Below are 22839 nucleotides of genomic sequence, written 5' to 3' on the forward strand. Positions count from 1 at the left end.
GCTGGATTCGCGGATACATTTAACTATTCTTTTTATAATTTTATTTCTCCCTTATATGTAAAATTTTATCTACAGGATTAGGTGGAATAAGGATGCCAGGAGGCGCTCCTGTAGGCGGAACACCCTGAATCATAGGAGTTCTTCTTCCACCTTTTTCAGTCAGAGCAGACTCCAGGGTTATCTCCTCAATACTACCTGTTGAAACCTGGAGCAATGCTTTCCCTCTTAGTATGGAACTGCTTACAGCTCCGCCTGTATCATAATCAACAACCCAGAGATGGGATGCTCCGCCGAATGAACAGACATCAGCAGCAGGTTTGGTAGTTGTAAAGAATACCGCTCCAATAGGTGTTGCCAATGGGTCTGTTACATTCCGCTCTGTCTTATATCCACTCGTTGAGGTAGCAGAGCAATCAACATTTATTGGATTTCCGCTTGCATCTAAATCTGTGCATAAATCAAGATTTATATACCAGCCATCTTCATCTGAAGATGCACCAGAAGAGGCATCGCCAAGGGAACTTCTTGCAACCGTGGTTGTGCAGTCAAAATCAACACCTGCTGGACTAAAACATGGCTCTTTCACACCATATAAACTCCTGCCACTGTCTGAGTCGTCAATGTTATCAGCAATTTTGAAATAGTATCTTCCTGTCCCCCAGAATAGCCATATATCATCCTCTTTAAAATTCTGTAGCCGGGTAACAGCTGAGGTAACAGGACCGATGTTCTCGATTACCTTATTTAAAGCCCAATCATCAGGATCGAGACTATTTTTTGTAAAGAGCCTCATGACACCGCCGGAATTCCATTTTGTTGTAGAAAGAGGGGGGTTGTTCTCAGCTTTTGTAAAACCAAAATAGACAGCGTCATCCTGATAGAAGCCATTAGCCGTTAAATTATCCATATCAAAATCAGCCTGTGCATTAACCATTGACCCTGCAAATGCATTTTGAATTCCTGAATCAATAGTCCTTACAAGAGAACCATCTTTTAAATCAAGGACGAATACCCTCATGTTCTGGTCTGAATGTCCGTAGAATTGACGTGTATTAGTATTAATCGGGCCAGTTGGTCCAGAACCAATTACAACAAACCATCTGCCATTTTTATTATGATCAGGAATTTGATTTTCAAGGGGTTCACTCTTTGAAGCATCTGTTTTACCAGCAATCCTAACAATTGCAGGACCTGTTGTTGAGTAGCCAAGGTTTGGATCAGTAAATTCCCACAATACCTGAGGATCGGTTGGGTTTGTTATATCAAGCGCAAAATATGATGAATAACCAATTCCGCTTGTTGGTGTCAAGACACAATCTTCATTTGTTATCGCTCCATCTCCGTTAATGTCTTTTGTACAGGTATCTGCAACCCCGGCTGGGGCATTGGTATCAGTTGGATCCTTGCAAGCTCCTCCGAGACGCAATCCGCCGATTACAATCGTCCTCCAGCTATTTACATCTTTAATTTGATCCCAGTAATCTCCACTACATTCGCCCTCAGCACAAATACTTGCATCAAGAACATAAGGTGTCAGGTCAGTATAATAGAGATGACAATAAGTTCCGTCACGCAGATATTCCAGATAAGGAAGGGCACTCCTGGGGATAAACGCCCATTCTTCTTTCCCAATATCTGTGCCTGATATAGTTGCCTTTTTGCTTTTCTCTTCGAACATCTCTATTTTGCCTAATTTGAATGCATGGAGCATTCCATCATTTGCACCGACGAGAACAATTCCTCTGTTCTGGTAATCAGTTGTTTCAGTAAACTCTTTGTAAGTATTATCCTGATAGGTCTTGTAGTAATTATTAAGCGGCACAAAAGAAACTATCCTCGGAGTTGAGTTTACTATATCGCCAAGTTTATATACTCTTGATACACCTTCGCTTATACCATTAACTGTATCGGTTGTATCTCCATCTCCGTTCAGGTCGAGTTTAGTAATCCTGTTTCTTGGAGATGAACACCTCTCTCCTACTTCTGTGCAATCTGTGTCAAGGCTACAGGTAATGCCTGATACTGAACAATATTTATTATCGTAACCTCTTACATATTGAATTATATTTATAGCTTCTTCATCGCTATCTGCATGTAAAAGCGTCCTCAAAGTTGCTGCATTGGCTGTTGTGAAATCAGTTCTGCTGCTTCCAGTTGTAGTTGTGTAAATTATCCTGTCATCAGCGCTTCTTACCCATAACTTTGCTCCTGCTTCCCATAGATGCCTTACATTCTCAAAATAAACCGGGGAATTTCTTGAAGCATCTTCAGAGTCTGTATCACCATCACCGTCTGTATCTCTATAAAGATGTGCCATAGTTGTATTTGTCCCGGTATCAAAGTAGAAAGTGACAATATCATCGACTGTTAATGAAAGAGTATTGTCTTGTGAAGTATCCTCCCGGATGCTGCTGTTTCCGAGGAATGGGTCTATGTAGTACCATATATTTTTAAGAGTCCCAACCCAAGTTACTTCATTTGATGCAGGAAATGTTATTTCAGGATAGAAGATTGCCTGAACAAGGTTTGCTCCACTCCCTTCACCTGTTGCAAGGACTGATGCTGCTGTTCCTGATGCTGCCTGTCCTGCTATCTCAAGGAGGGTCTCTCTCAGTGCATTTTTTAATGCCTCGGGGTCATCAGCCTTATGGTAGCAGTCATCTCCGGGGTCGCAACCATTTTCTCCAGTCTCTAATAATAATCTATCAGGATTGCATTCACCCGGATCAGTGCTTCCCACTCCATTAAATACAACATATGAGGTTATCGTTTTACTGTTTACATCTGTTACTGGCGGCGTTGAAGTGAAGTCTGTTATATCTTTATTCTTTGCAAGCCATGCAAGGTCATCAATATTTCTGCTTCCTGCGAACTTCGGACATGTTGCAGATGCTACTGCGTCAATCTGTCCGTCACCATCGTTATAAGTGCTTACAAGGGTATTAACATTGGCATTCAGGTCTGCTGTTGACATACCATCAGTTATGAGAAGAACATTATTCTTTTGGCATCTGTACTGAACCGGATTGCGGTAAACAGGATTTTCACCTTCTGTTATGTAATCAGTATTGTTCAACCGCGTGAACTGTGCATCACTTGTTCTCTGAGCAAAATAACCTATTGCCTCATAAAAACCCTCTGCAAAAGGTGTCCATGTCGAGGCAAAAATATCATCAATAGCACTAATAAGACCGGAATTATGGTCTCCTACTGAATATTCACAGGTTTCACCTGCCGGGCAATGTGAATCAACCGAACAGGTTGTAGCAGTGGTGGTTGAGCAGTTACCCATAATGTAACCTATTACCATGCCTCCATCTAAATTCGTTGCTGCAACGCAGGTTTCACCGGTAGGACAGTCGAGGTTCGTCTCACATACTGTCAAACTTGTATTGCATATCTTTGTACATGGGACGTTTGCAGGGCATTCAGTGCTTGAACCATAGTAGTTAAAGGTCATTGCTCCAAAATGTATAATGTCTTCGAATTCCTGAATTACTCCGGATGGCGGTGAAGCGAGATTAAGTTTCACAGTTAATGTGGCAATAGGAGCACCGAGCTGTGACTCAATCCCTATATCTCCGATTATTGCCGGAAGATTATCATAATTCTCTGTTGTTGATGGGTCGTCGGAAGGGTCAATTACAGGCGGGACTTCTACATCACCACAGAATTCCTCGTGCTTTTTTATGATACAGTCATCGCCGCATTCTCCAGTAGGCAAACAGCCTGTCCATAAACCACCACCGGCATAACATGCTCCGGCATAGTCAAGCCCGCAGAGCAAAGAAGGATTTCCGGGCAATATTACATGCGGACCAGCTTCACATGTTCCTCCCGGACAATCTGCTGCTCCTGTGCATATCATGCCGTCATTATCCCCTCCAACACACCTGTAATTCTCATCATAAAGATCCGTGCACTGATTTTTGACTGTATTTGCTTCATCAATGCTGATTGGAGTGCCGTTGTCAAGCGCCCAGCATGCCTGGATACTCTGTGTAAAAACTACCTTCTGTTTTGCTTCAGTCGTTGCCGTAGGGTTCACGCAAGGACCTACATCCCAGTCACAGTCAGCATTCTTTTTACATGACGAACCTATTTTTGTCGGATCGCCTACTGTACATGTCTTTGGGCCACCGGTACAAACACCGGCTAATTTTATACAATCTGAATCCTTTGTACATGTCCTCGTCACTTCTTTTTGACAGTATGAAGCTACAGATAAGGCAGAAAGACAATCCTCAACAGCCTTTTTGATGCTTGCAGGGTCATGCCCTTCAATGAATGCATCTACTGCTTCCTGGCATAATGCTTCTTTGTAATCACCCTGGAATATATCAATGAATGTCTGTCCGCCAATTGAAAGTAAAGTGTCATTAAAAGGGTGTTCAGGGCCCCTTACACCGAAGGTAATTCCCAAAGATGTATTCGGATTTGGATTTGGATCTGAATACTCCTGAAAAGACTGGGTAGTTATAGCTTCTTTTATAAACTTTCTCCCTACACATCCTCTTGATTCTGACTTCAGATAATTGTCTGCAATATCATTGCAGGTATCTCCGGTTGGGCAGTCAGAATCAACATTACATGAGATTGTTGATGTATCGGTTGATGATGAACATGCCTTATCAATGTATTTTCCTCCAGTCAGAATCCATTTCTGTATGTCAAACTTAGATGCTGTAAGCCAGTTGAGATAATTCCCCTCTGCAACAAACCTTTTGACTGTCGGAGGAGATACGGTTGTATCAAGATTAATACACAAAGTTCCGGTTACATATTTGTCACAGCTTGCAGGGAAAGGAGTGACTTCCTTGAAATAGTTATTGACAAAATCATATTCATAATAATGGTACCAATCCTCAAAATACCCCTTATAATAATTCCCATAATTATATGTCTGGTCGTAACAGTAAGATGGATCACGGGTATAGGTTATGCTGGTACAAATCTCCCCCTCAGGGCAACTGACTGTATTTGAGCAAACACCACCTCCGGAACAGGTGCCGGTATATCTTCCTTTATCAATATATATTAAATCGAACATACTGGCTGAATTGTCTATCGTCATGAGAAGATTCGGTTTAACACCTGCGACGATAAACGGGGGGGTAATACAGTAGTCCTCCATTACTTGTGAATAGGCTGCTGATGAAAATATAAAAACAGTTAATGATAGAAGAATAATTATTTTCCCCCAAAATTTTATTAAGGTCTTCATGGCAAATACACCTCAAATTTTATAAGAATTTTTTTCTTGACAATATTGTTAGCATATGCTAATTTAGCACTTTTTATCACAATCGATAATTACTCTGCAATTCCTGTGCCATTGAAAACTATTTGAAATTAAAGGATATTTTTTAGTGGAGGTGGGTAATTAAGGTAATAATGCTATGTAGTAAATTACATAATTACCAGGCAAACACTTTATACAAAATCAAATAAATAATCAGCTGAGAGAGACTATTCCGGGACACTTCCTCATTTTAACGGCTTCTGCTATTAACTCTGATGTGAGGCTTGAAAAATATTGTATATATTATATTACATTGTATTATTTTGTTAATGATTTAAATTGTAATAGTGTTTCTTTTACTAACTTTTTCTGAAATACCATGTTAACACCCTTTCGATATTTGCCGTGATGCTGTCCTTGGCATTTACGATAAATATCTTATTCATTATATGAAACAGCTCCTTCTCTATTCTCAGTATTCCGGGAGGCTTTGAATGTCTTTTCTTTAACTCCTCATCAAACATCAGCACTATCTTGTCTTTCATTCTCAACTCTGTATCAACGAAAAATACGCTCAATTCAGGCAGGAGGTCAGAAACACGGTCAAAGAATGCTGCAATCTCGTTCTGATATATCTGTTTTGGCGGAGATGATTTTACCTCCATATAAAGTATCGAACCGTCAACCTTTGCAATAAGATCATAATCTCCGCCTATTTTGGGCCTCTTAGAGCGAATCCCCCATATTGCCTCTGCTGAAAACTCTCTTTTGAATACTTCTGCCATAAACCATTCGAGCGTCTCGCCAAAGCTTTTTATTGGACAGACAGTAAGGCGGAACCCATCCTTTATCTTTTCTACAAGTCCTATAATTCTCATATATTCAAGATAATCTCTGGTTACTTCAGATGTCGCATAACGGACAATATCTTCAAGCCTGAAGAATGCCTGATGTTTTATTACTTCTCTTAGAAAAAGTCTAAAAGAATATTTCTTGAGCATCTCATAATAGCCGTCGATAAATTTATCTGGTGGAATTAAAAGATCATCTGAAGGTTCTTTTTTGTATATTTTGAATCCCCTTCGTTTAAGGAGAGCTTCAAGTGGAGGCGTGAGTTCTGAAAGTGATTTTCTGAGCCTTTTTATTTCTTCCTTAAGAGACCGGTATTCATCAGATTTTTTATTCTCTGACATGGAGAAATTTTACTGCTACTCTTCTATGCCTTGGGCCATCAAACTCACAGAAAAACACAGCCTGCCATGTGCCGAGAAGTAATTTGCCTTCATCAATGATAACAATGACAGATGTGCCTACAAGTGTTGACTTTATATGGGCATCAGCATTACCTTCTCTGTGTAAATAATTCATATCATGAGGTATCAATCTGCTGAGCGTATTTAGGATATCACGTTGAACACTTGGGTCTGCTCCCTCATTTATAGTAATACCTGCTGTAGTATGCGGCACATAAAGACAGCATATACCCTTCATTACCCCTGCTTCTTTTACAACATCCTGAACAAGGCCTGTGATATCAATGAATTCATTTCTGGATTTACTTCGGACATTTATATATCTCACCATCTCAATAAGCCTCCCAAGCTTATAAGATTATCAATCCATCTATAAATAGCGTAATCCCTTGCTATAATTGTCATTGCAAGCCACGAATGCTTTTGGAGCTCGCATTTATCATTGGATTTGAGTAAAATTAAATACTTCATCATAAAATCCTTCTTCTACAGAAAACTCAATCTCTAATGCAATCAGATTCTCAGGTATATTCTGTTCTTTAAGTCTCATTATATCCTTTTCTGTTGTAACAATCCACTCTGCACTGCTATTATTTGCAAGCCTTATTATGGTCCCAATATCATCCTTAGTATATCTGTAATGATCTCTAAATATTCTAAAACCTTTTAATTCAATATTTATTGATGATAGAGTTTCTTTAAATGACTGTGGATTGCCGATTCCACAGAAACCAAAAAACTTTTTATTTTTAGCCCAATTCAGAGGCATGGTCTCGCCATTTGTTTTAATAAATTTTGTAGGCTTATGTTCAGCAAAAAAAATTGGGGCGTTTGTATTATATTGCTTGATTTCGTGAATAAGATTACTAATACCCCTTCCCTTACCCTCCTCCCTCAAGGGGGAGGGATGGATACTGGTATTTGTTGTCACAATAATATCAGCCCGCTTTATTTGATTTATTGGCTCTCTTAAGGAACCAACAGGAAAGAGTCTTTTGTTCCCAAAAGGATTTAGACTGTTTATCAATAAAATATCCTTATCTCTAAAAAGCGACCAGTGCTGAAATCCGTCATCGAGAATAAAAAGATCAGGGCTAAGTGCTATGGGTAAAGAGCCAAGAGCAAATTTACCTGCCTCATACCTATTTTTACCTTTTACAACATGAACACCTTTTAATTTTTCAGCCATTAAAAGGGCTTCATCCCCTGCCTGATATTGATTTAATAGAGGAACTTCACCTTTACTCACAAAAACAGTTCCCTTTGCTTTTCCTTTATATCCTCTTGTTAGAATGCAGGGTATGAACCCCTTTTCTCTTGCTTTTTCTGCCAGTGCTATTGTTGCTGGAGTTTTTCCTGTCCCACCGAGTGTGATATTACCGATGCTGATAACCTTTTGTGGTAGTCTCTTTTGATTCTTGAGAGAAGAATGTTTTTTTATTGAATAAACGATGTAATAGATGAGTTCTGGTAAGTTCATTATCCGGCTTTGTTTTTCAGATTGTTCATGTTTGATAAAATTATACCTGAGTTAAGCAATCATTTAAAATTCGAATATATACCCACCATTATCAAAGGCGAGATTGCCACGCTTCCTTTGGTCGCTCGCAATGACAGTTTATGAGGCGCTCAAATATCAATTTATTTATGCAACAGCACAATAGAAGGGTGTAAAAAGGGAACAAGTCTGCTACAATAGGCAATCTAACATGCATCCTGAAGCTAAAAGTCAATTCAGAAAATATCAAACGACTCCTTTGCTAAAAGGAGCAATTCGCGCATTCACTATTGTTTCAAAAATCCTGCCTCTATGGTTCATGAAAATAACAGCCTTTTTTATAATACCGTTTTTTATTCTACTGAATCACAGAAACTTCAAATATATTATGATAAATTTCTCATATATACGTCCGGATGCAGATTTATTAAGAAGGGCTCTATCTGCATATCGGGTATTTCTGAATTATTCATTCTATCTTATTGATCTTTTTTTTCTGAGTCATGGGGCAAAAAGGATAGAAAAGTATAATATAAAAATCTACGGAGAAGAACACCTTAATGAATTAATAAAAAAGAACATTGGTTTTATACTCCTGACAATTCACATGGGAAACTGGGAGATAGCCAGTGCAGTCCTCTCTAAAAAAAATGTGAAGTCTTATGTTGTATATTCACCTGACAGTGAAGGAACAATCGAATATAATCGCAGAACATTAAGGAATATTTTTAATGTGAATGACATACCTTTGAACAGAAAAACCTTCTTTTCGATACAACTCCTGAATACCTTAAGAGAAAAAGGAATAGTAGCGTTTCAGGGTGACAGGCTTATGGGAGACAGCGGTGTTGAAGTCAAATTTTTTGGTAAGAATGCTCTTTTCCCTAAAGGTCCTATTGTTCTTGGAATGGTTTCCGGGGCCCCGATTCTTCCTGTTTTCTGCACAATGAAAGGATATAACGGCTATATCCTTTCGATTGAAAAGCCATACAATATTCAATTGTATGAAACACGGGATGAGACTATCAGAAGGGCACTTGAAGATATTGTGATAATTTTTCAGAAATATGTATTACAATATGCTGAACAATGGTATACCTTCATGCCGTTCTGGGGAAAAAATGAAACTTAAACTCATATATCCTGAATGGGGACATTTTCCTCTTTTATATAGAAGGTTCATTCCTGTTCTTGGACCCGCAACAATCGCTGCACTAACTCCTGATGAGTGGGAAATAGAGTTCATTGATGAAAGAATAGAAACCCTTAATATTCAGAATGATGCTGACCTGGTAGGAATATCTCTTATGACTTCTCAGGCATTGAGGGCATATGAGATTTCCAGTGCTTACAGGGCTCTCGGGATACCAGTTATTTTAGGTGGTGTCCATGTCTCACTTGCACCCGAAGAGGCAACTGCTTATGCTGATGCAATTATTATTGGAGAGGCAGAAGAAGTATGGATTAAACTTCTTGATGATTTTAAAAAAAATCAATTAAAAAAAATATATAAATGCACCCGCCCTGTTCTTAACCCTCCTTTACCAAGATGGGATATAATATGCTCAGGGAAGGGATATCTGCCTATGAATGCACTCCAGATATCAAGAGGCTGTCCCGTAAACTGTGAGATGTGTTCAGTTCCACAGAGTTTTGGCACCGACTTCAGGATGAGAGATATCAATTCTCTACATAAAGAACTTGACGCATCAGCAAAATATCTCTTTATTGTAAACGATAATCTTTACCTTTCGAAGAGGCGGTCTGGAGAATTCCTGAATTTACTTAAAGACAGCTCAAAAGAATGGGTAGGACTTGCACCATTAAAGATAGGTGAGGATAAATGGTTTTTAGAACTACTTATGAAAAGTCATTGTTGGGCTATGTATATTGATCTAAGTCCCTGGATTTCTGCTGGACTCAACGAGGTAATTGATGATGTTCAGGTTAAAAAGGCTGGAGAATATATCTCACGAATACGTGAATATAATATAAAAGTTATAGCATCTTTTGTCTTCGGTTTTGATCATGATGAAAAAGATATTTTTGAGAAGACTGTATCATTCGCAAAAAAACATGAGATAGAAGAGGTAGAATTTCATATTCTTACACCTTATCCAATGAGTAGACTTTATGAAAGACTAAAATCGCAAGGGAGGTTGATAACAGATAAATTTTCAGAATATACTACTTCTCAAGTCGTCTTCAAACCTGCTAAAATGACACCTGATGAGTTATATGAAGGGTATATCTCGGCATGGAAAGAATTTTATGCAGATGAATACGAAGATTCATCCAACGGACCGATGATTAGAACATTCCGATGTTTTCCAATGAAAAAAGATGATGTTATACAATTTAATGGAGAAAGATGGGTTGAGGCAGTATTTAAAAGGGAGAATACAAATAAATGTATAGAGAACTAAAGCCGATTATTCTTTCAAATTTACTTTATAGAATAGTTCAGATTCTATCTCTGAGTTCTCCTCAATTGCTTATCCATTATACAAAGATAGCAGAACTCGCAACCACAAGAGATCATTATAAACGAGCGATCCGAAAGATTAGAGGCATGTGGGAAAATGGTCATCCAAGCCTGAGGGTTGCTATGAAAATCCTGAGGAATACATCACCGAATCACAAGAGAAAAATTATCAAAAACTTCATTATCAATCAGCTTCTGGTAGGCAGTACAAGGAGGAAGCTTTTTTCAGAGCAGGAAGGCGGATTTTATCCTCCAGGACTTATGGTAATTAGCCCCACGATGAAATGTAATTTGAATTGTTATGGTTGTTATGCAGGCATGTATCGCAAAGATGCGGATTTGCCTTTTGATGTGTTTGACAGGGTGCTTAATGAGGCCAAGGAAATGGGAATTTATTTCGCTGTTATATCCGGTGGTGAACCTTTTTTTAGAAAAGATATTTTTGATATCTTCGAAAAACATCATGATATGTCATTTCATGTATTCACAAATGGTAGTCTTCTTGATGACGAAAAGGTAAGGAAGATATCTGATCTCGGGAATATTCTACCTGCAATTAGTGTAGAGGGGTTTAAGGAAGAGACTGATACCCGTCGGGGTAAGGGTCACTACGAAAAAGTATTAAATGCAATGAGACTTTTAAAAGAAAATGGCGTGCTTTTCGGTTTTTCTGCAACAATGACAAAAGAAAATGCAAATACGATTGTTTCAGATGAATTCATAGACCACTGGATTGGACATGGCTGCACTATCGGTTGGTATTTCCTTTATACACCGGTTGGAAGAGAACCTAACTGGCAAATTGTTCCAACGCCTGAACAGAGAGATATGCTTAGAGAACGGGTGGCTTATATTCGCTCTAATAAGGAGATATTAATCGGTGATTTCTGGAATGATGGCCCTGTTGTTGGTGGCTGCATTGCCGGAGGAAGAAAATATTTCCATATTAATTCCAAGGGTGATATAGAGCCATGTGTATTCTGCCATATCTCAATGCATAATATAAAAAACACAAGTCTCAGGGAAGCCATTACCTCCCCTTTATTCAAGAGAATCCGTGAACATCAGAAAAATAATACCAATCTTTTACGTCCATGTATGATCATGGATCATCCCTATGTTTACAGAGAAATATGTCAGATTCCTGGAGTAAAATTTACACATAAAGGTGCCGAGCAAATCGTAACTGAATTTGCACCTGAAATAGATAAATATTCAAAAAGATGGGCTGAGCTTGCTGATAGGGCATGGAGTGAAAGACAGAATAGTAGTTGTTAGTTTTATCTTGGTTTTTTTATTCTTTACTATCTCTGGATGTGCAAAAAAGGAGGTAATCAGACAACCAGAATCTGTTCCTCCTCTACCAGAAAAAATAACGCCTTATACACTTATTGAAAGAATAACCTCTCCTGAAATAAAGACCTTGCAGGGAAGTATAAAGCTTAATATCTTTCAGAATGGAGAATCTAAAGGAACTTTTTCCGGAGTTCTTCTTTATGAGTATCCTTACCGAATGCGCATAAAAGTCTTTGGACCTCTCTGGTTTACTCTCGCTGAACTTCTGTTCGATCATGGACTTTTTCAGGTTCTCATTCCTCTTAAAGATTCTATTTACAGCGATAACGTCCCATTTAAAAGTCTCTTTCCAGATCGTAATAAACTTGAAAAATCCATTAATTTTATAGAGGAGACAGATGAACATTACGTTCTCTATATAGTTGACTTTGAATACAATAAAACAGAAATGCTCGAACAGAGTAACAACCCCAACATAATACTCAAGGCAAAATACTCTTTTCAAAAAAGTGATCTTTTCCTCGAATCAGTTAATCTCTATAGAAAATCGAAAAAAAATTTTGGGATAAGAATTCATCGAACAAAAGAAAAAGCTCCTTCAGAAATATTGATAAATTTTAGTAAAACATTACTATCAATCACACTAAATGACATTGAGATAAATAAACCACTTAAAAAAGACATTTTCAAACCATTGGAAGCTTCTCAGAACTTTCCTCTTTCAGAATTTCTCAAAGATTTTGCTCCAAGCCTGTAACTGAGATTAATCGCTAAATAATAAGGAATATTACTTATTATATTTGGCATTCTTTTTAAAATAGAATAAAATGAAAATGTCCTTCTGTATGCATCATCAGTCAGTATATAAAACCGATTAACATCAATATGTTTTGGCTTAAAAACGAGATGATATCTATCATATTTAGACCAGTCAAGCGTTAGCAATCTATCTTCGCTTTTCATTTTTTCGAAAAGTTCAGTTCCAGGGAAAGGAGTAAGTTTGCAATAATTTGCACACTCGAGTCTGTTTCTGATAACAAAGTCAATTGTATCAGTAAAGACATCTTCTGTATCTTCATCAAATCCAAAAACAAAAGAGCCATGAACCCCGATACGGTAGGAATGGATTAAACGTATCATCTCTGCATAATCCTGTGGATCTCTGAGTTTTTTTACATCCTTTTTATTGCTATATCTTATACTTTCAAAACCAATAAGTAGCCCTGCACATCCGCTGTCTGAAGCATATTGTAAAAGCCTTTGGTCTTTTGCAATGTCAATGCTCGCCTGAGCAACCCATCTTTTTTTTAGTGGCATTAAAGACTTAAACAATTCCCTCGCATAGTCATGATTCCCTACTATATTATCGTCCACGAATACAAGAAACTTTTTTGGATAATCTTTGATCTCATCAACTACATTCTTAACAGGTTTGAATCGATAATGTCTTCCAAAAAACTTTGTTGATGAGCAGAAACTACATCCGTATGGACACCCGCGGGATACCTGAAATGTTCTCGGGACAAAGTATCTATTATTATTTAGCAGTTCCCATTTTGGCTTCGGAACAATGGACATATCAGAGAAATCAGCACTTTTATAGATAGCTTTAAGTCTTCCTCTCTGAAAATCTGATATTATGTTTTGCCAAAGAGGCTCTCCCTCACCAGCTACAACTGAATCTGCATATTGCAGAGCTTCCTCTGGCATACAAGATGGGTGGATTCCTCCCATAATAATTTTCGAACCTTTCTTCCTGAAATATTCCGCTATTTCATATGCTCTTTTGGCATTTGTTGTATTCACTGAGAGAGCAACAATGTCTGGATCAGAAGATAGAGCTATGTCCTCTACAAGTTCATCAGTAATCTTTATCTCGATTTTCTCTGGAGTAAGACTTGCAAGAATGGCTAATGACATGGGTGGAAGTGTAAAGGTTACCCTCTTTTTTCTCCATATATCTTTTTTTCTACAGGGTGCAATAAGATAAAGTCTCAATTGAGTCTTTCTAAAGCTTCCTTCATTGATTTTGTAATATCTGGTATCTTTTCTTCTAATATTTTTGATATATTGTATGACAGAATGTGTTTTCCTTCTTTTCCTCCTGCAAGTTGATAAATGTTGTAATAACGGTCAATACGGTTACCTTTTAAATCATGTGTCCATATAATCTCGTTTGTATCTATCTTTCTTAATCTAAGAGTTATTTCAAGATTAATTTCATATGATACATAAGGTAGCCCTAATATTCTTGTAATCCATGCATACATTCCCGAACCATAATAGTAACCTGTCTCTTTTAGAGATGTTCGTCTGAGAACTCCTTCAAGTCTATAATCAACAACCCGGTATTTATCTTCTGGAAGATAAACAATATCTTTAAAGAGTTTACTCTGCGTTAAGTGGTTATATATCGCATATGCGAAAGCATGTTTAAAATGACCGGAGTTATATGTAGAGAATCCTGTATAGGTGTCGGGTATTTCTGATATGAATTCGAGCCAGAAAACTCCTGGTATAAAGCCAAGCCATTTTCTGGCATCATTGGTTGTTACCTGCGGTCTGAGATCAATAAATTCATCTACTCCGAGAACGCCCTCAAGAGGTATTTGATAGATTTCCACTGGTGGAGCAAAGTTCAGAGAGAGATCAAGTTTTGGAGCTGCACAAGAAGTCTCAAAGAGAGATAGAAAAAGTAAAAAGATTATTACCTTTTTTTTATTTAGCACCCGATTTTCGATATGTGCCATGTATGTCAATGCTTGATCCTCTGAACGTACTCAAACGTCCAACTTCACCTTCAAAAACAATTTTATCATTCTTATTTAATTCTGAAGGAGCATTCTGGGTAGTGTAAAGTACCACATTATAGCCTTTTTCAGGCTTGCTCGCAGGAGTAAGAATTGTTACCCTGTGACGGTCTCTTTTCCCTGGTAAAACATTTACTACTATCCCTTCTCCTTTTGCATTCTTATCTTGAACAGTTTCATAGTATTCCTTAATTTGTGCTTTTGTAAACTTTGCTGTATCAACATTCTTAAGAATATCGTTTACATTCAGCAAAGCAGCCTCTTCTGCATGAACAATACAAAAACATAAAAAAGATGAGAATACAATAAATAGCGTTGACGTGAGTAATTTTATCATTGTCTTACCTCCTCATTTGTTTTATGATTTTTTTATTTAGGGCTTAACCCCACCCAGCCCTCCACCTCAAGGGAGGAGGGTTAGGGATTTTGTATTAATAAGGTATATCTTATGACAAACACTTTGTCTTCAAAAAACATTTCAGAAAACATACGCTTATCCGGTAGAAATCCCTTACAGGTCTGAAATGGCTCGAATAGTCATCCGCATATACTGTTGTAATAGTAGCTGTTCCAACATGAAATCCAGCATAACGTGACTTTAACAAAATTTCTGTCTCCATTTCAAATCCTGCTGTTTCAATATGGATACTTTTTATAACATCTGTTGAATAAATTCTAAATCCTGATTGGGTGTCTCTTATTTTAGTTCCTATAGCTCTGGAGATAAAAATTTCTCCAATCCTGTTTGCCAGTGCCCTATGTATTGGCATTATATTACGATTTATAAGTCTTTCTCCAATAATAATATCACAATCTCCTTGTTCAAAAACGGTCTTAAGGATGGGAATCTCAGATGGAAGATGCTGTCCATCAGCATCCATTGTTATGACTGCATCAAAATTATTCTTCATGATTTCAGAGAATCCTGTCAGCAGTGCTTTACCTTTGCCCATATTTTTCTGATGTACTATAACCTTTGCTCCTGCTTCTCTGGCTAAAAAAGATGTTCTGTCTCCTGAACCGTCATCCACCACAAAGATATCCTGAACATATTGAAATGCATCACGGATTATATGGGAGATATTTTTTTCTTCATTGTATGCAGGGATAAGAAGGCTATATCTCATTTCCATAACCTTAATTTTTTTTAGAAAAATCTTTGAACAATTTGATCATTCTTAGAATGAATAATCTCTCCTGTTTCTCTGCCCTGATAAAATGCCAGCAGATTATTTTTTGAAACAGCACTTTCAAATCTCTCACTCACAGCAATTTCCCAATGCTCTATGGGAAGATCAAGAAAATTGCTGAGCCTTCCAAGACAGAACATATTCAAACTCCTATTATATTTGGTTATTTCTTTATCTGTTGGCAAAATGACTGTTGTCATCTCAGAAAAAATAAGACCAACTTCATTGGAGAGAACTACTGCTATATCTGCAATTTCAGGTATAACTTTTGGGTCGTAAACCTTTTTGCCTGCTACGAGTGTTGATAGAACTTTTCCTCCCCTGCGTGCAATTCCTTTCATATCTGATTTTTTCACATCATAACCAGAAAGGAAAAAAGTTCGCGCAGTAATTGATGAAGCAGTGAGGACTCCCTGTCCTCCTTTACCTATAAATACTATTGATGTATTTCTTTTTGATTGCATTTTGTTCACATACCTGTATGCACAATCCGCACCCGTTACATCTGTCATTTATTTTATAAGAATTTCCATCTCTTATAATTGCTGAACAACCAAGTGATAGGCAGCTATTACACAAATTGCATTCCTGCTCCTCTATATAACAGAATCCGTCCTTTTGTTTATGTACAGCACATTCACCATCTATAATGATGGCTGAAATACCACTTGTTAGTAAACCATCCATTATACCGGTCTTGATATTACGCAGGTCATATGCTCCAATTCTCTTCACAGATTCAACTCCACAACTATATAAAATATCTTCAATTAATAATCTCTTTTTATCAGGTCTCAAACCTTTACCTGTCCCAATATGGGGCTGTCCGCCGGTCATTGAGGTTGTATGATTATCAAGGATAATAATGAGTATATCTGCTTTTTGATACATAGCATTAAGAACAGCCGGGATACCCGAGTGGAAAAAGGTAGAATCACCTATTACACCAATTGCCTTTTCGCCCTGTGAGATACTATATCCAGCTGCCTGAGATATTCCGCTCCCCATGCAGAGTGTTGTGTCAATTACATTCGGATATGTGTGTACAGCCAATGTGTAACAACCGATATCACCTCCAATAAAAATTGATTTATTGTGCAATTCTGAAAAGACCCCAATATACGGGCAACCCGGACATAAAAAAGCATGGTTGTCTCTGCATAGCTCTCCATATTTAATATAGTTGCCCTGAAAAGCCTCTTTGATTAAAAATGAATTTAACTCCCCTGTTTCTGGTAAAAGTCCATTTGCTTTACCCTTCACCTCTATCCCTCTTGCTTTTAGCATATCTTCGATAAAGGAACTCGATTCTTCAACAATAAATAATTCAATGCATGATTCAGAAAATTTCTTGATTTCTTGAATATTAAGTGGATATACAATACCAATTTTAAATACAGAAACATCTGGAAAAGTTTCTTTTACATATTGGTATGAAATACCTGATGTTATAATTCCTTTAATACTTCCCTTATTTTCTGCACTATTTAAACCGATTGAAGGAATTTCCTGTCTGAAAATTTCCATCCTCCTCTGAAGAGATAGTCTCTGTTTGCTGGTATATGGTGGGATTAAAACATTTTTTTTCGGATTCGAAGTATATTTCCGGTAAACCTCTCTTCTTTCTCCCTCAAAATTAACAATACTGCTTGTATGTGATATCGCTCTTGTTAATCTTAAAAGAATAGGGAGATCAAAGCGTTCACTTATATCAAACGCCATTTTAGTAAATATATATGCTTCTTGTGAATCTGACGGCTCAAGGACAGGAATATTAGCGATCAAACCGTAGAGTCTCGAATCCTGTTCATTCTGAGAGCTCCACATTCCGGGATCGTCAGAAACAGCAATTACAAGACCACCATTTACCCCTGTATATGCAAGATTTATTAGTGGATCAGAAGCAACATTTAAACCAACATGTTTCATTGCAACAAGAGCACGTTTTCCTGAAAGAGATACCCCTGATGCAAATTCAAGGGCTGTCTTTTCATTTACAGACCACTCTGCATAAACTTCAGGATAGCGGGAGATTGTTTCGATAATCTCTGTAGCAGGGGTTCCCGGATAGCCGGTAGCTACAAAAACACCAGCCTCATATGCTCCTAAAGCAACTGCTTCATTCCCTGTAAGTAGAGATTTCATGCTCAAATTGGATTTGTTTTTTATTATGTGTGCTTATAAAATCTTCGCATCTGACAGAACAATCAAAGGACTATACCCTGACTGCCCGTAATCGAACTTTCTCAATATGCCTTTGAATCTTATGTGATCTCCACTGGATATTGATTCAATGTTCTGCTTATCATCACCTATTAAAACTATATTAAAACCTTTTCTTGATTTTAAACCTGGATTGTCAACGAGAATCTTAAAACCCCTTCTTCCCTTGTCAACTTCATAGACTCTCCCCCCCCATATTACGGGTTTGCCCTCGACTTTTTGCCAGTAATCCTTTATTTCATATTTAGAATGATAATCTAAACTAAGATTGTTAGCTACTGTTTTAAAATCCATCCCCATCTGCAACTGTGGTTTTGGTGTAAATTCGATGGGTGGTTTGGAAGCTATTGGGGTTTTAGGAGGAGCCTCAGGCTTTTTTGGAGGAACTGGTACTTCTTCCCGTAGTTTTTCAGGTGCCTTCTGAACCTCCTTTACTCCTTTATCCCCATGTTCAATAGTAATCTTTATCTTTTCTTCAGAAGATTCCTTTCCGGTGCAATTGATAAGAAATAGCATAGGCATCATGCTAATAACTAAAAATTTTTTAATAATTCTCATGGAAATCCTCCGGTAATTTTGCATTAATAACTGAATAAAGCTGAACTGGCTCTGAAATTCCTTTAACCTGAACAGGACTCAGCTTTATGACCTCCACATAGTCTTTAACAGCTTCATATGTCTTTTCACTGATATGAAGTTGTCCTTTTTCTGTAGACGACTCTATCCTCTGAGCAATATTCACACCCGAACCTATAACTGTGTATTCAAGCCTTTCAGGTGAACCTACATTCCCTGCGACAGCCTCGTCTGTATTGATTCCTATCCCAATATTAACCTGCTGTTCACCCTTTTTGAGTCTTTCTTTATTCATCTCTGCCATTTTCTTCTGCATCTCAAGGCCTGTCAAGATAGCCCGCAATTCATGGTATTTCTGGTCAAGGGGTGCATTATATGTAACCATAATCGCATCCCCTATAAATTTATTCAATACACCGCCATACTGGAATACCACATCTATCATCATACTGAAATATTGATTTAGGATTTCAATTACTTTTTCAGGAGGCATGGTTTCAGCCAATGGGGTAAAACCTCTGATATCTGCAAAAAGCACTGTAACAATCCTCTTTTCCCCTTTGAGCTTAAGATAATCCTTCTCTTTGAGTATCTTATCTGCAACCTGTTTAGAGACATATTTTGAAAAAGTGTCCTTGATAAATTCCCGCTCATTAAGTCCATCGACCATTTTATTGAATGCTCTCCCCATAGAGCCTACTTCATCCGATGTGTTTATATTCACCTTATGAGTTAGGTCACCAGCTTCAACATGGCTCATGGCATCGGCTATTTTACTCAGTGGCTTTGTTATTCTATTTGATATAAAAAAAGCCCCAATAATGCCCAACAAAATAAAGCCCAACCCAATACCAGCCCACGTAACAAGAGAGAGAAAAACCTTTTTCTTGAGAGCCGATAGACTGAATATTATTTTTATATTCCCCCTAAGTCCCTCATCGCTTTCTATATTTACAGAAACAGATTTAAATTTCTTATGTTTTAAATCCTTATCCCTTAATCTCGAAAGTGCGGTGATCTTATCGCCACTGAATTCAATCCATTTAGTGTTAAGGTCTCCTGCTATAATATTCCCCTTACTCCCTGAAATAACTATGCATGCAATCCTTTCATCCAATGACATCATAACATCTATAAACCTTTCAAGTTCTGGCCGTTCTATCCTTTCCGAATGTTCAATATCGCTAACCCATTTTAATGCTACTACTTTTGCCATCATTTTCGCATATGATGACATCTCTGCATATGAATTCTGGATTTCTTTTCTTGCACTATGTATGGTTATGGCAGAGATAAGTATAATCTGAATCAATACAACAAAAATAGCTATCTTGTGTTTTAATTTCAAGTCTTTTAGTTTCCCTCTTCCTTTATGAGCATTATAATGTCAACTTATAAAATCTTCAATATTTATCCTAATTTATCCTATATCATTCAATTTTCAAAACCTCAGAGTTTCTGCTGTGGGGTTGCCGTATACTTCCCACCTCCCTTTAGGGGAGGGTAAGGGTGGGGGAGATTAAGCCGAAAAATGCGATTAAGTTAAGGACGAATCTTACTTGATTTATACAGCGGTAAGAATAGAAAAACAAGTATGAGGTTTAGAGCCGTCCCTATCGAAACAGCGAATCCGATATCAGAAAGTCCTCTATAGGATGAGAAATAAAGACTCCCGAAACCGCAGATAGTAGTGAGTGCAGAAATGATAATGGCAGTGCCTGTTTGTGAAATAATCTTCTGAATATCGTTTTCTTTTTTCATATGATGAACAAAGTGTATGGCATAATCGGTTCCTATTCCGAAGAGCATCACTGCTGTTAGTGCACTCATGATGTGGATATGACGTCCTGTCGCTGTGAGAATAGCTAATGTAAAAATTATCCCGATAAGAATCGGTAATTGAATCAATATTGTAATCTTTATACTTCTGAAACTTACAAGAAGTATGATGTTCACAAGTAAAAATCCGATAAGGGTAATTTTTAATGCATCTGTTTTTAAAAGATCAGATAGTTCTTTTTTAATAGATTCTTTGTCTATGACGGTTACTCCTGAGATATCAGGAATATCTGTAGCATTTTTATTATGAATAATGACCAGGTAATGAAATCTATTGCCATCCTTCCATAAAAATCTGTTCTTAAAAAATTCATTATACATTATATCTTCATATGTAATCGGAGTATTTACTGACAATATCTCATTTAAAGTATCTGAATATTGCATGATGAACTTATTTGAAAATCCAACCTGCTCAGCCTTCATGGCGAAATTTTTAATAACTTGATCTTTATTGATATTCCTGAGGAGGTTGATAATCATTAACTGTTTTTCAAGAGGTGGGACAAAAGTTGTTTGAGATATAACATCCCTTATATTAGAGGCATAAAGTTGTTTTTCAATTGTATCCGCCTTTATTATTGCGTCATCAGGATTATCTCCATCGCCCATTAAAAATACCTTTTTATCATCCTTGATGATTTCACCAAGAACTGTTCGTGCAGGATTTTTTTCAGAACCAATCTCCCTTAAATCAATATCAAATTTTATATCTTTGGTTATCCAGAGTGAGAAAGCTATCAAAATAAAAAAAAGTATCGGTAAAACCCTTTTAACATTATTATTTAACAATATTCTACCGAAAGAAGAAAAATGGTAAGGCAACGTCACATTTGTTTTTAATCTGATTAAACCTGCAACTACTCCAAAGAGGATCAATGCACAGATGATTATACCTGAAGACGTGAGGATGCCGAGTTCCTGAATTCCTTTAAATCCGGATAATGCCATTGGAAAGAACGTTGCCCATGTAGTAAGCGCTCCTGTCCATATGCCGGTTGAAGTTTGCTCTATAGATTTCTCGATGTTTTTTTGATAAAGATGCTTTATATATAGGATAATGGATAGATCGACTCCAAGACCGATGAGCATGCCTCCGAATCCAACAGAGGCCTCTGTCAGATTGCCCATTAATAAGCTGATTAATCCGAGTGTGAAAATAACAGATATGGCAACAGGTAAAAATGCATAGAACATTATTCTCAAATCTCTCCTGAAAAAGATAAACATAACAATGCTGACAAGCACGAGGGAGATTATAATATTTCTCTGCATCTCGCTTTTCATCTGAGTTGCTTCATAATATGTTATAGCGTGGCTGCCTGTTATCATGTAACTTATATCTTCTTTCTCGTCAAGGTTCTTTTTAAGAACAGCTTCTATACCGGTTATAAGATTATGATCAAAGGACAGATCTCTCGGTTCTCCGTTTGCTGTTGCTATAATGACCAGGGCATTCTTTTCTTTTAAAAGATAAAATCCAGTGTTTGTGTCAAAGAGACTTTCTGTTTCAGGAAAAGGCCTGATAAAATCACTAAGCCCAAGGGGGTCAATTCTTCCTATCTCCCCACCTCCGGGCATCATCATCCTGAGTTTCGTTCTTCTTATAGCTTCCTCAATACCAGATGGCGATATCCGATAAAAGAAATCATCGATAAATTCATCAGATAAATATAGAGGGAGCCTTTTCTTGAGAAGTGTGATGTAATAATTTTTTAACTCATCCGTTAGCCGATATTTAACATCTGTAATCTCTTTAAGCTCTTTTAGTTCTTTGCTTATCTTTTCTGCTTTCTCTAATATTATTGGCATGTGACCTCTGAGAATTATGTAACAATTCTTCTCACCACCGAGATGATTCAATGCTTCAAGATAAGCGTGTGTCTTGACAGCCTCTTTGGGGATATACTGAAGAAAATTCTGCCCGAAACCTGTTTGATAAATAATGTAAATTGAAAAAACTGACAAAAGAAGGATAATCGAAAGGACGATGAGCGGTCTTTTTTTAAAAAATCTTATAAGAAAGAGAGAAAATTTAAGCATTGATGCTCAATAAAATATATCCATTTAAAACCCTTTTATTTTCAACTGTCGCAGATACGGAAAAATCTAATATATTACCGAATCTTTTATTAAGGGTGCTTTCAAGGATTAAAACATCTCCACAAATTACTACACTATGAAAAGCAAACTCTTTAATTCCAACAAGCATACCCTGTCCTTCTATTCCTGAAGCAACGCCGCTTAGCTGTGCAAGTGCCTCTATCAAAAGAACTTGTGGAAAAATTAAGCCTTTTGAAAATAATTCCAGCGTAATTTTTTTTATACCAGTTGCCTTACCATTTTCAACCGAGATTATATCATCCAGCATCAAGAAAGGATATCTGTGAGGAAGGATTTTTATCGGGTTCAAAGTATTCACATTAC

18 protein-coding genes are annotated in these 22839 nt (G+C 37.3%); 4 read left to right on the forward strand and 14 right to left on the reverse strand.

The features are described from left to right. Nucleotides 1-40 precede the first annotated feature (40 nt). From HXY53_00675 to lpxK, 4 genes are all read right to left on the reverse strand, one after another. Nucleotides 41-5224 carry a hypothetical protein gene (locus HXY53_00675; protein ID NWF75083.1) on the reverse strand — a complete coding sequence of 1728 codons (5184 nt, stop codon included), beginning with the start codon at nucleotides 5222-5224 and terminating at the stop codon, nucleotides 41-43. 377 nt (nucleotides 5225-5601) lie between these two features. Then, complete coding sequence (locus HXY53_00680; protein ID NWF75084.1) at nucleotides 5602-6435, reverse strand: hypothetical protein; 834 nt, start codon at nucleotides 6433-6435, stop codon at nucleotides 5602-5604. Next, nucleotides 6422-6826 carry a YjbQ family protein gene (locus HXY53_00685; GenBank protein NWF75085.1) on the reverse strand — a complete coding sequence of 135 codons (405 nt, stop codon included), beginning with the start codon at nucleotides 6824-6826 and terminating at the stop codon, nucleotides 6422-6424. The genes HXY53_00680 and HXY53_00685 overlap by 14 nt, the downstream gene beginning before the upstream one ends. A gap of 108 nt (nucleotides 6827-6934) precedes the next feature. Then, nucleotides 6935-7975, reverse strand: a complete 1041-nt coding sequence (gene lpxK / locus HXY53_00690; GenBank protein ID NWF75086.1) for a tetraacyldisaccharide 4'-kinase — start codon at nucleotides 7973-7975, stop codon at nucleotides 6935-6937. A 229-nt stretch (nucleotides 7976-8204) separates the two neighbouring features. Here lpxK and HXY53_00695 point away from each other — a divergent pair, with 229 nt between their 5' ends. From HXY53_00695 to HXY53_00710, 4 genes are read left to right on the forward strand one after another with little or no spacing between them, the layout of a single operon-like run. Further along, the gene (locus HXY53_00695; protein ID NWF75087.1) at nucleotides 8205-9125 is read left to right on the forward strand and encodes a lysophospholipid acyltransferase family protein; all 921 of its coding nucleotides are present in this window, start codon (nucleotides 8205-8207) and stop codon (nucleotides 9123-9125) included. Beyond that, entirely contained in the window at nucleotides 9115-10419 is a 1305-nt protein-coding gene (locus tag HXY53_00700; protein NWF75088.1) for a cobalamin B12-binding domain-containing protein, read from the forward strand. The genes HXY53_00695 and HXY53_00700 overlap by 11 nt, the downstream gene beginning before the upstream one ends. Further along, nucleotides 10404-11756: a radical SAM protein gene (locus HXY53_00705; protein NWF75089.1), complete on the forward strand. Its 1353-nt coding sequence runs from the start codon at nucleotides 10404-10406 to the stop codon at nucleotides 11754-11756. Before HXY53_00700 ends, HXY53_00705 begins: the two co-directional genes overlap by 16 nt. Beyond that, nucleotides 11731-12531 carry a hypothetical protein gene (locus tag HXY53_00710; GenBank protein NWF75090.1) on the forward strand — a complete coding sequence of 267 codons (801 nt, stop codon included), beginning with the start codon at nucleotides 11731-11733 and terminating at the stop codon, nucleotides 12529-12531. The genes HXY53_00705 and HXY53_00710 overlap by 26 nt, the downstream gene beginning before the upstream one ends. On the opposite strand, the gene HXY53_00715 is transcribed toward HXY53_00710, so the two are convergent. From HXY53_00715 to HXY53_00760, 10 genes are all read right to left on the reverse strand, one after another. Then, nucleotides 12480-13772, reverse strand: coding sequence for a radical SAM protein (locus HXY53_00715; GenBank protein ID NWF75091.1), 1293 nt, complete (start codon nucleotides 13770-13772; stop codon nucleotides 12480-12482). The two genes, HXY53_00710 and HXY53_00715, sit on opposite strands and share 52 nt — an antisense overlap. After that, nucleotides 13769-14524, reverse strand: coding sequence for a hypothetical protein (locus HXY53_00720; protein NWF75092.1), 756 nt, complete (start codon nucleotides 14522-14524; stop codon nucleotides 13769-13771). Before HXY53_00720 ends, HXY53_00715 begins: the two co-directional genes overlap by 4 nt. After that, complete coding sequence (locus HXY53_00725) at nucleotides 14493-14921, reverse strand: hypothetical protein (protein ID NWF75093.1); 429 nt, start codon at nucleotides 14919-14921, stop codon at nucleotides 14493-14495. The genes HXY53_00720 and HXY53_00725 overlap by 32 nt, the downstream gene beginning before the upstream one ends. Before the next feature lie 109 nt (nucleotides 14922-15030). Next, the gene (locus HXY53_00730; protein ID NWF75094.1) at nucleotides 15031-15711 is read right to left on the reverse strand and encodes a glycosyltransferase family 2 protein; all 681 of its coding nucleotides are present in this window, start codon (nucleotides 15709-15711) and stop codon (nucleotides 15031-15033) included. 20 nt (nucleotides 15712-15731) lie between these two features. Beyond that, nucleotides 15732-16238: a 2-oxoacid:acceptor oxidoreductase family protein gene (locus tag HXY53_00735; protein NWF75095.1), complete on the reverse strand. Its 507-nt coding sequence runs from the start codon at nucleotides 16236-16238 to the stop codon at nucleotides 15732-15734. Beyond that, nucleotides 16198-17919, reverse strand: coding sequence for a 4Fe-4S binding protein (locus HXY53_00740; GenBank protein NWF75096.1), 1722 nt, complete (start codon nucleotides 17917-17919; stop codon nucleotides 16198-16200). The genes HXY53_00735 and HXY53_00740 overlap by 41 nt, the downstream gene beginning before the upstream one ends. 33 nt (nucleotides 17920-17952) lie before the next feature. Beyond that, entirely contained in the window at nucleotides 17953-18555 is a 603-nt protein-coding gene (locus HXY53_00745; GenBank protein ID NWF75097.1) for a hypothetical protein, read from the reverse strand. Next, on the reverse strand, nucleotides 18542-19921 hold the full coding sequence (locus tag HXY53_00750; GenBank protein ID NWF75098.1) for a HAMP domain-containing protein: 1380 nt from the start codon (nucleotides 19919-19921) through the stop codon (nucleotides 18542-18544). The genes HXY53_00745 and HXY53_00750 overlap by 14 nt, the downstream gene beginning before the upstream one ends. A gap of 194 nt (nucleotides 19922-20115) precedes the next feature. Beyond that, a complete protein-coding gene (locus HXY53_00755) occupies nucleotides 20116-22455 on the reverse strand; it encodes an MMPL family transporter (protein ID NWF75099.1) in 2340 nt (779 codons plus the stop codon). Next, the gene (locus HXY53_00760; protein ID NWF75100.1) at nucleotides 22448-22834 is read right to left on the reverse strand and encodes a 3-hydroxyacyl-[acyl-carrier-protein] dehydratase FabZ; all 387 of its coding nucleotides are present in this window, start codon (nucleotides 22832-22834) and stop codon (nucleotides 22448-22450) included. The genes HXY53_00755 and HXY53_00760 overlap by 8 nt, the downstream gene beginning before the upstream one ends. Nucleotides 22835-22839 lie beyond the last annotated feature (5 nt).

The sequence above is a fragment of the Nitrospirota bacterium genome (assembly GCA_013388455.1).
Taxonomy (GTDB): domain Bacteria; phylum Nitrospirota; class Thermodesulfovibrionia; order Thermodesulfovibrionales; family SM23-35; genus JACAFF01.

What these genes read in the sequence shown, in the direction of transcription:
- HXY53_00755 (NWF75099.1), bottom strand. Translation starts at nt 22,455, where the DNA reads ATGCTTAAATTTTCTCTCTTTCTTATAAGATTTTTTAAAAAAAGACCG.
- HXY53_00725 (NWF75093.1), bottom strand. Translation starts at nt 14,921, where the DNA reads ATGATAAAATTACTCACGTCAACGCTATTTATTGTATTCTCATCTTTT.
- HXY53_00695 (NWF75087.1), top strand. Translation starts at nt 8,205, where the DNA reads ATGCATCCTGAAGCTAAAAGTCAATTCAGAAAATATCAAACGACTCCT.
- HXY53_00720 (NWF75092.1), bottom strand. Translation starts at nt 14,524, where the DNA reads ATGGCACATATCGAAAATCGGGTGCTAAATAAAAAAAAGGTAATAATC.
- HXY53_00740 (NWF75096.1), bottom strand. Translation starts at nt 17,919, where the DNA reads ATGAAATCTCTACTTACAGGGAATGAAGCAGTTGCTTTAGGAGCATAT.
- HXY53_00730 (NWF75094.1), bottom strand. Translation starts at nt 15,711, where the DNA reads ATGAGATATAGCCTTCTTATCCCTGCATACAATGAAGAAAAAAATATC.
- HXY53_00735 (NWF75095.1), bottom strand. Translation starts at nt 16,238, where the DNA reads ATGCAATCAAAAAGAAATACATCAATAGTATTTATAGGTAAAGGAGGA.
- HXY53_00680 (NWF75084.1), bottom strand. Translation starts at nt 6,435, where the DNA reads ATGTCAGAGAATAAAAAATCTGATGAATACCGGTCTCTTAAGGAAGAA.
- HXY53_00705 (NWF75089.1), top strand. Translation starts at nt 10,404, where the DNA reads ATGTATAGAGAACTAAAGCCGATTATTCTTTCAAATTTACTTTATAGA.
- HXY53_00700 (NWF75088.1), top strand. Translation starts at nt 9,115, where the DNA reads ATGAAACTTAAACTCATATATCCTGAATGGGGACATTTTCCTCTTTTA.
- HXY53_00745 (NWF75097.1), bottom strand. Translation starts at nt 18,555, where the DNA reads ATGAGAATTATTAAAAAATTTTTAGTTATTAGCATGATGCCTATGCTA.
- HXY53_00685 (NWF75085.1), bottom strand. Translation starts at nt 6,826, where the DNA reads ATGGTGAGATATATAAATGTCCGAAGTAAATCCAGAAATGAATTCATT.
- lpxK (NWF75086.1), bottom strand. Translation starts at nt 7,975, where the DNA reads ATGAACTTACCAGAACTCATCTATTACATCGTTTATTCAATAAAAAAA.
- HXY53_00675 (NWF75083.1), bottom strand. Translation starts at nt 5,224, where the DNA reads ATGAAGACCTTAATAAAATTTTGGGGGAAAATAATTATTCTTCTATCA.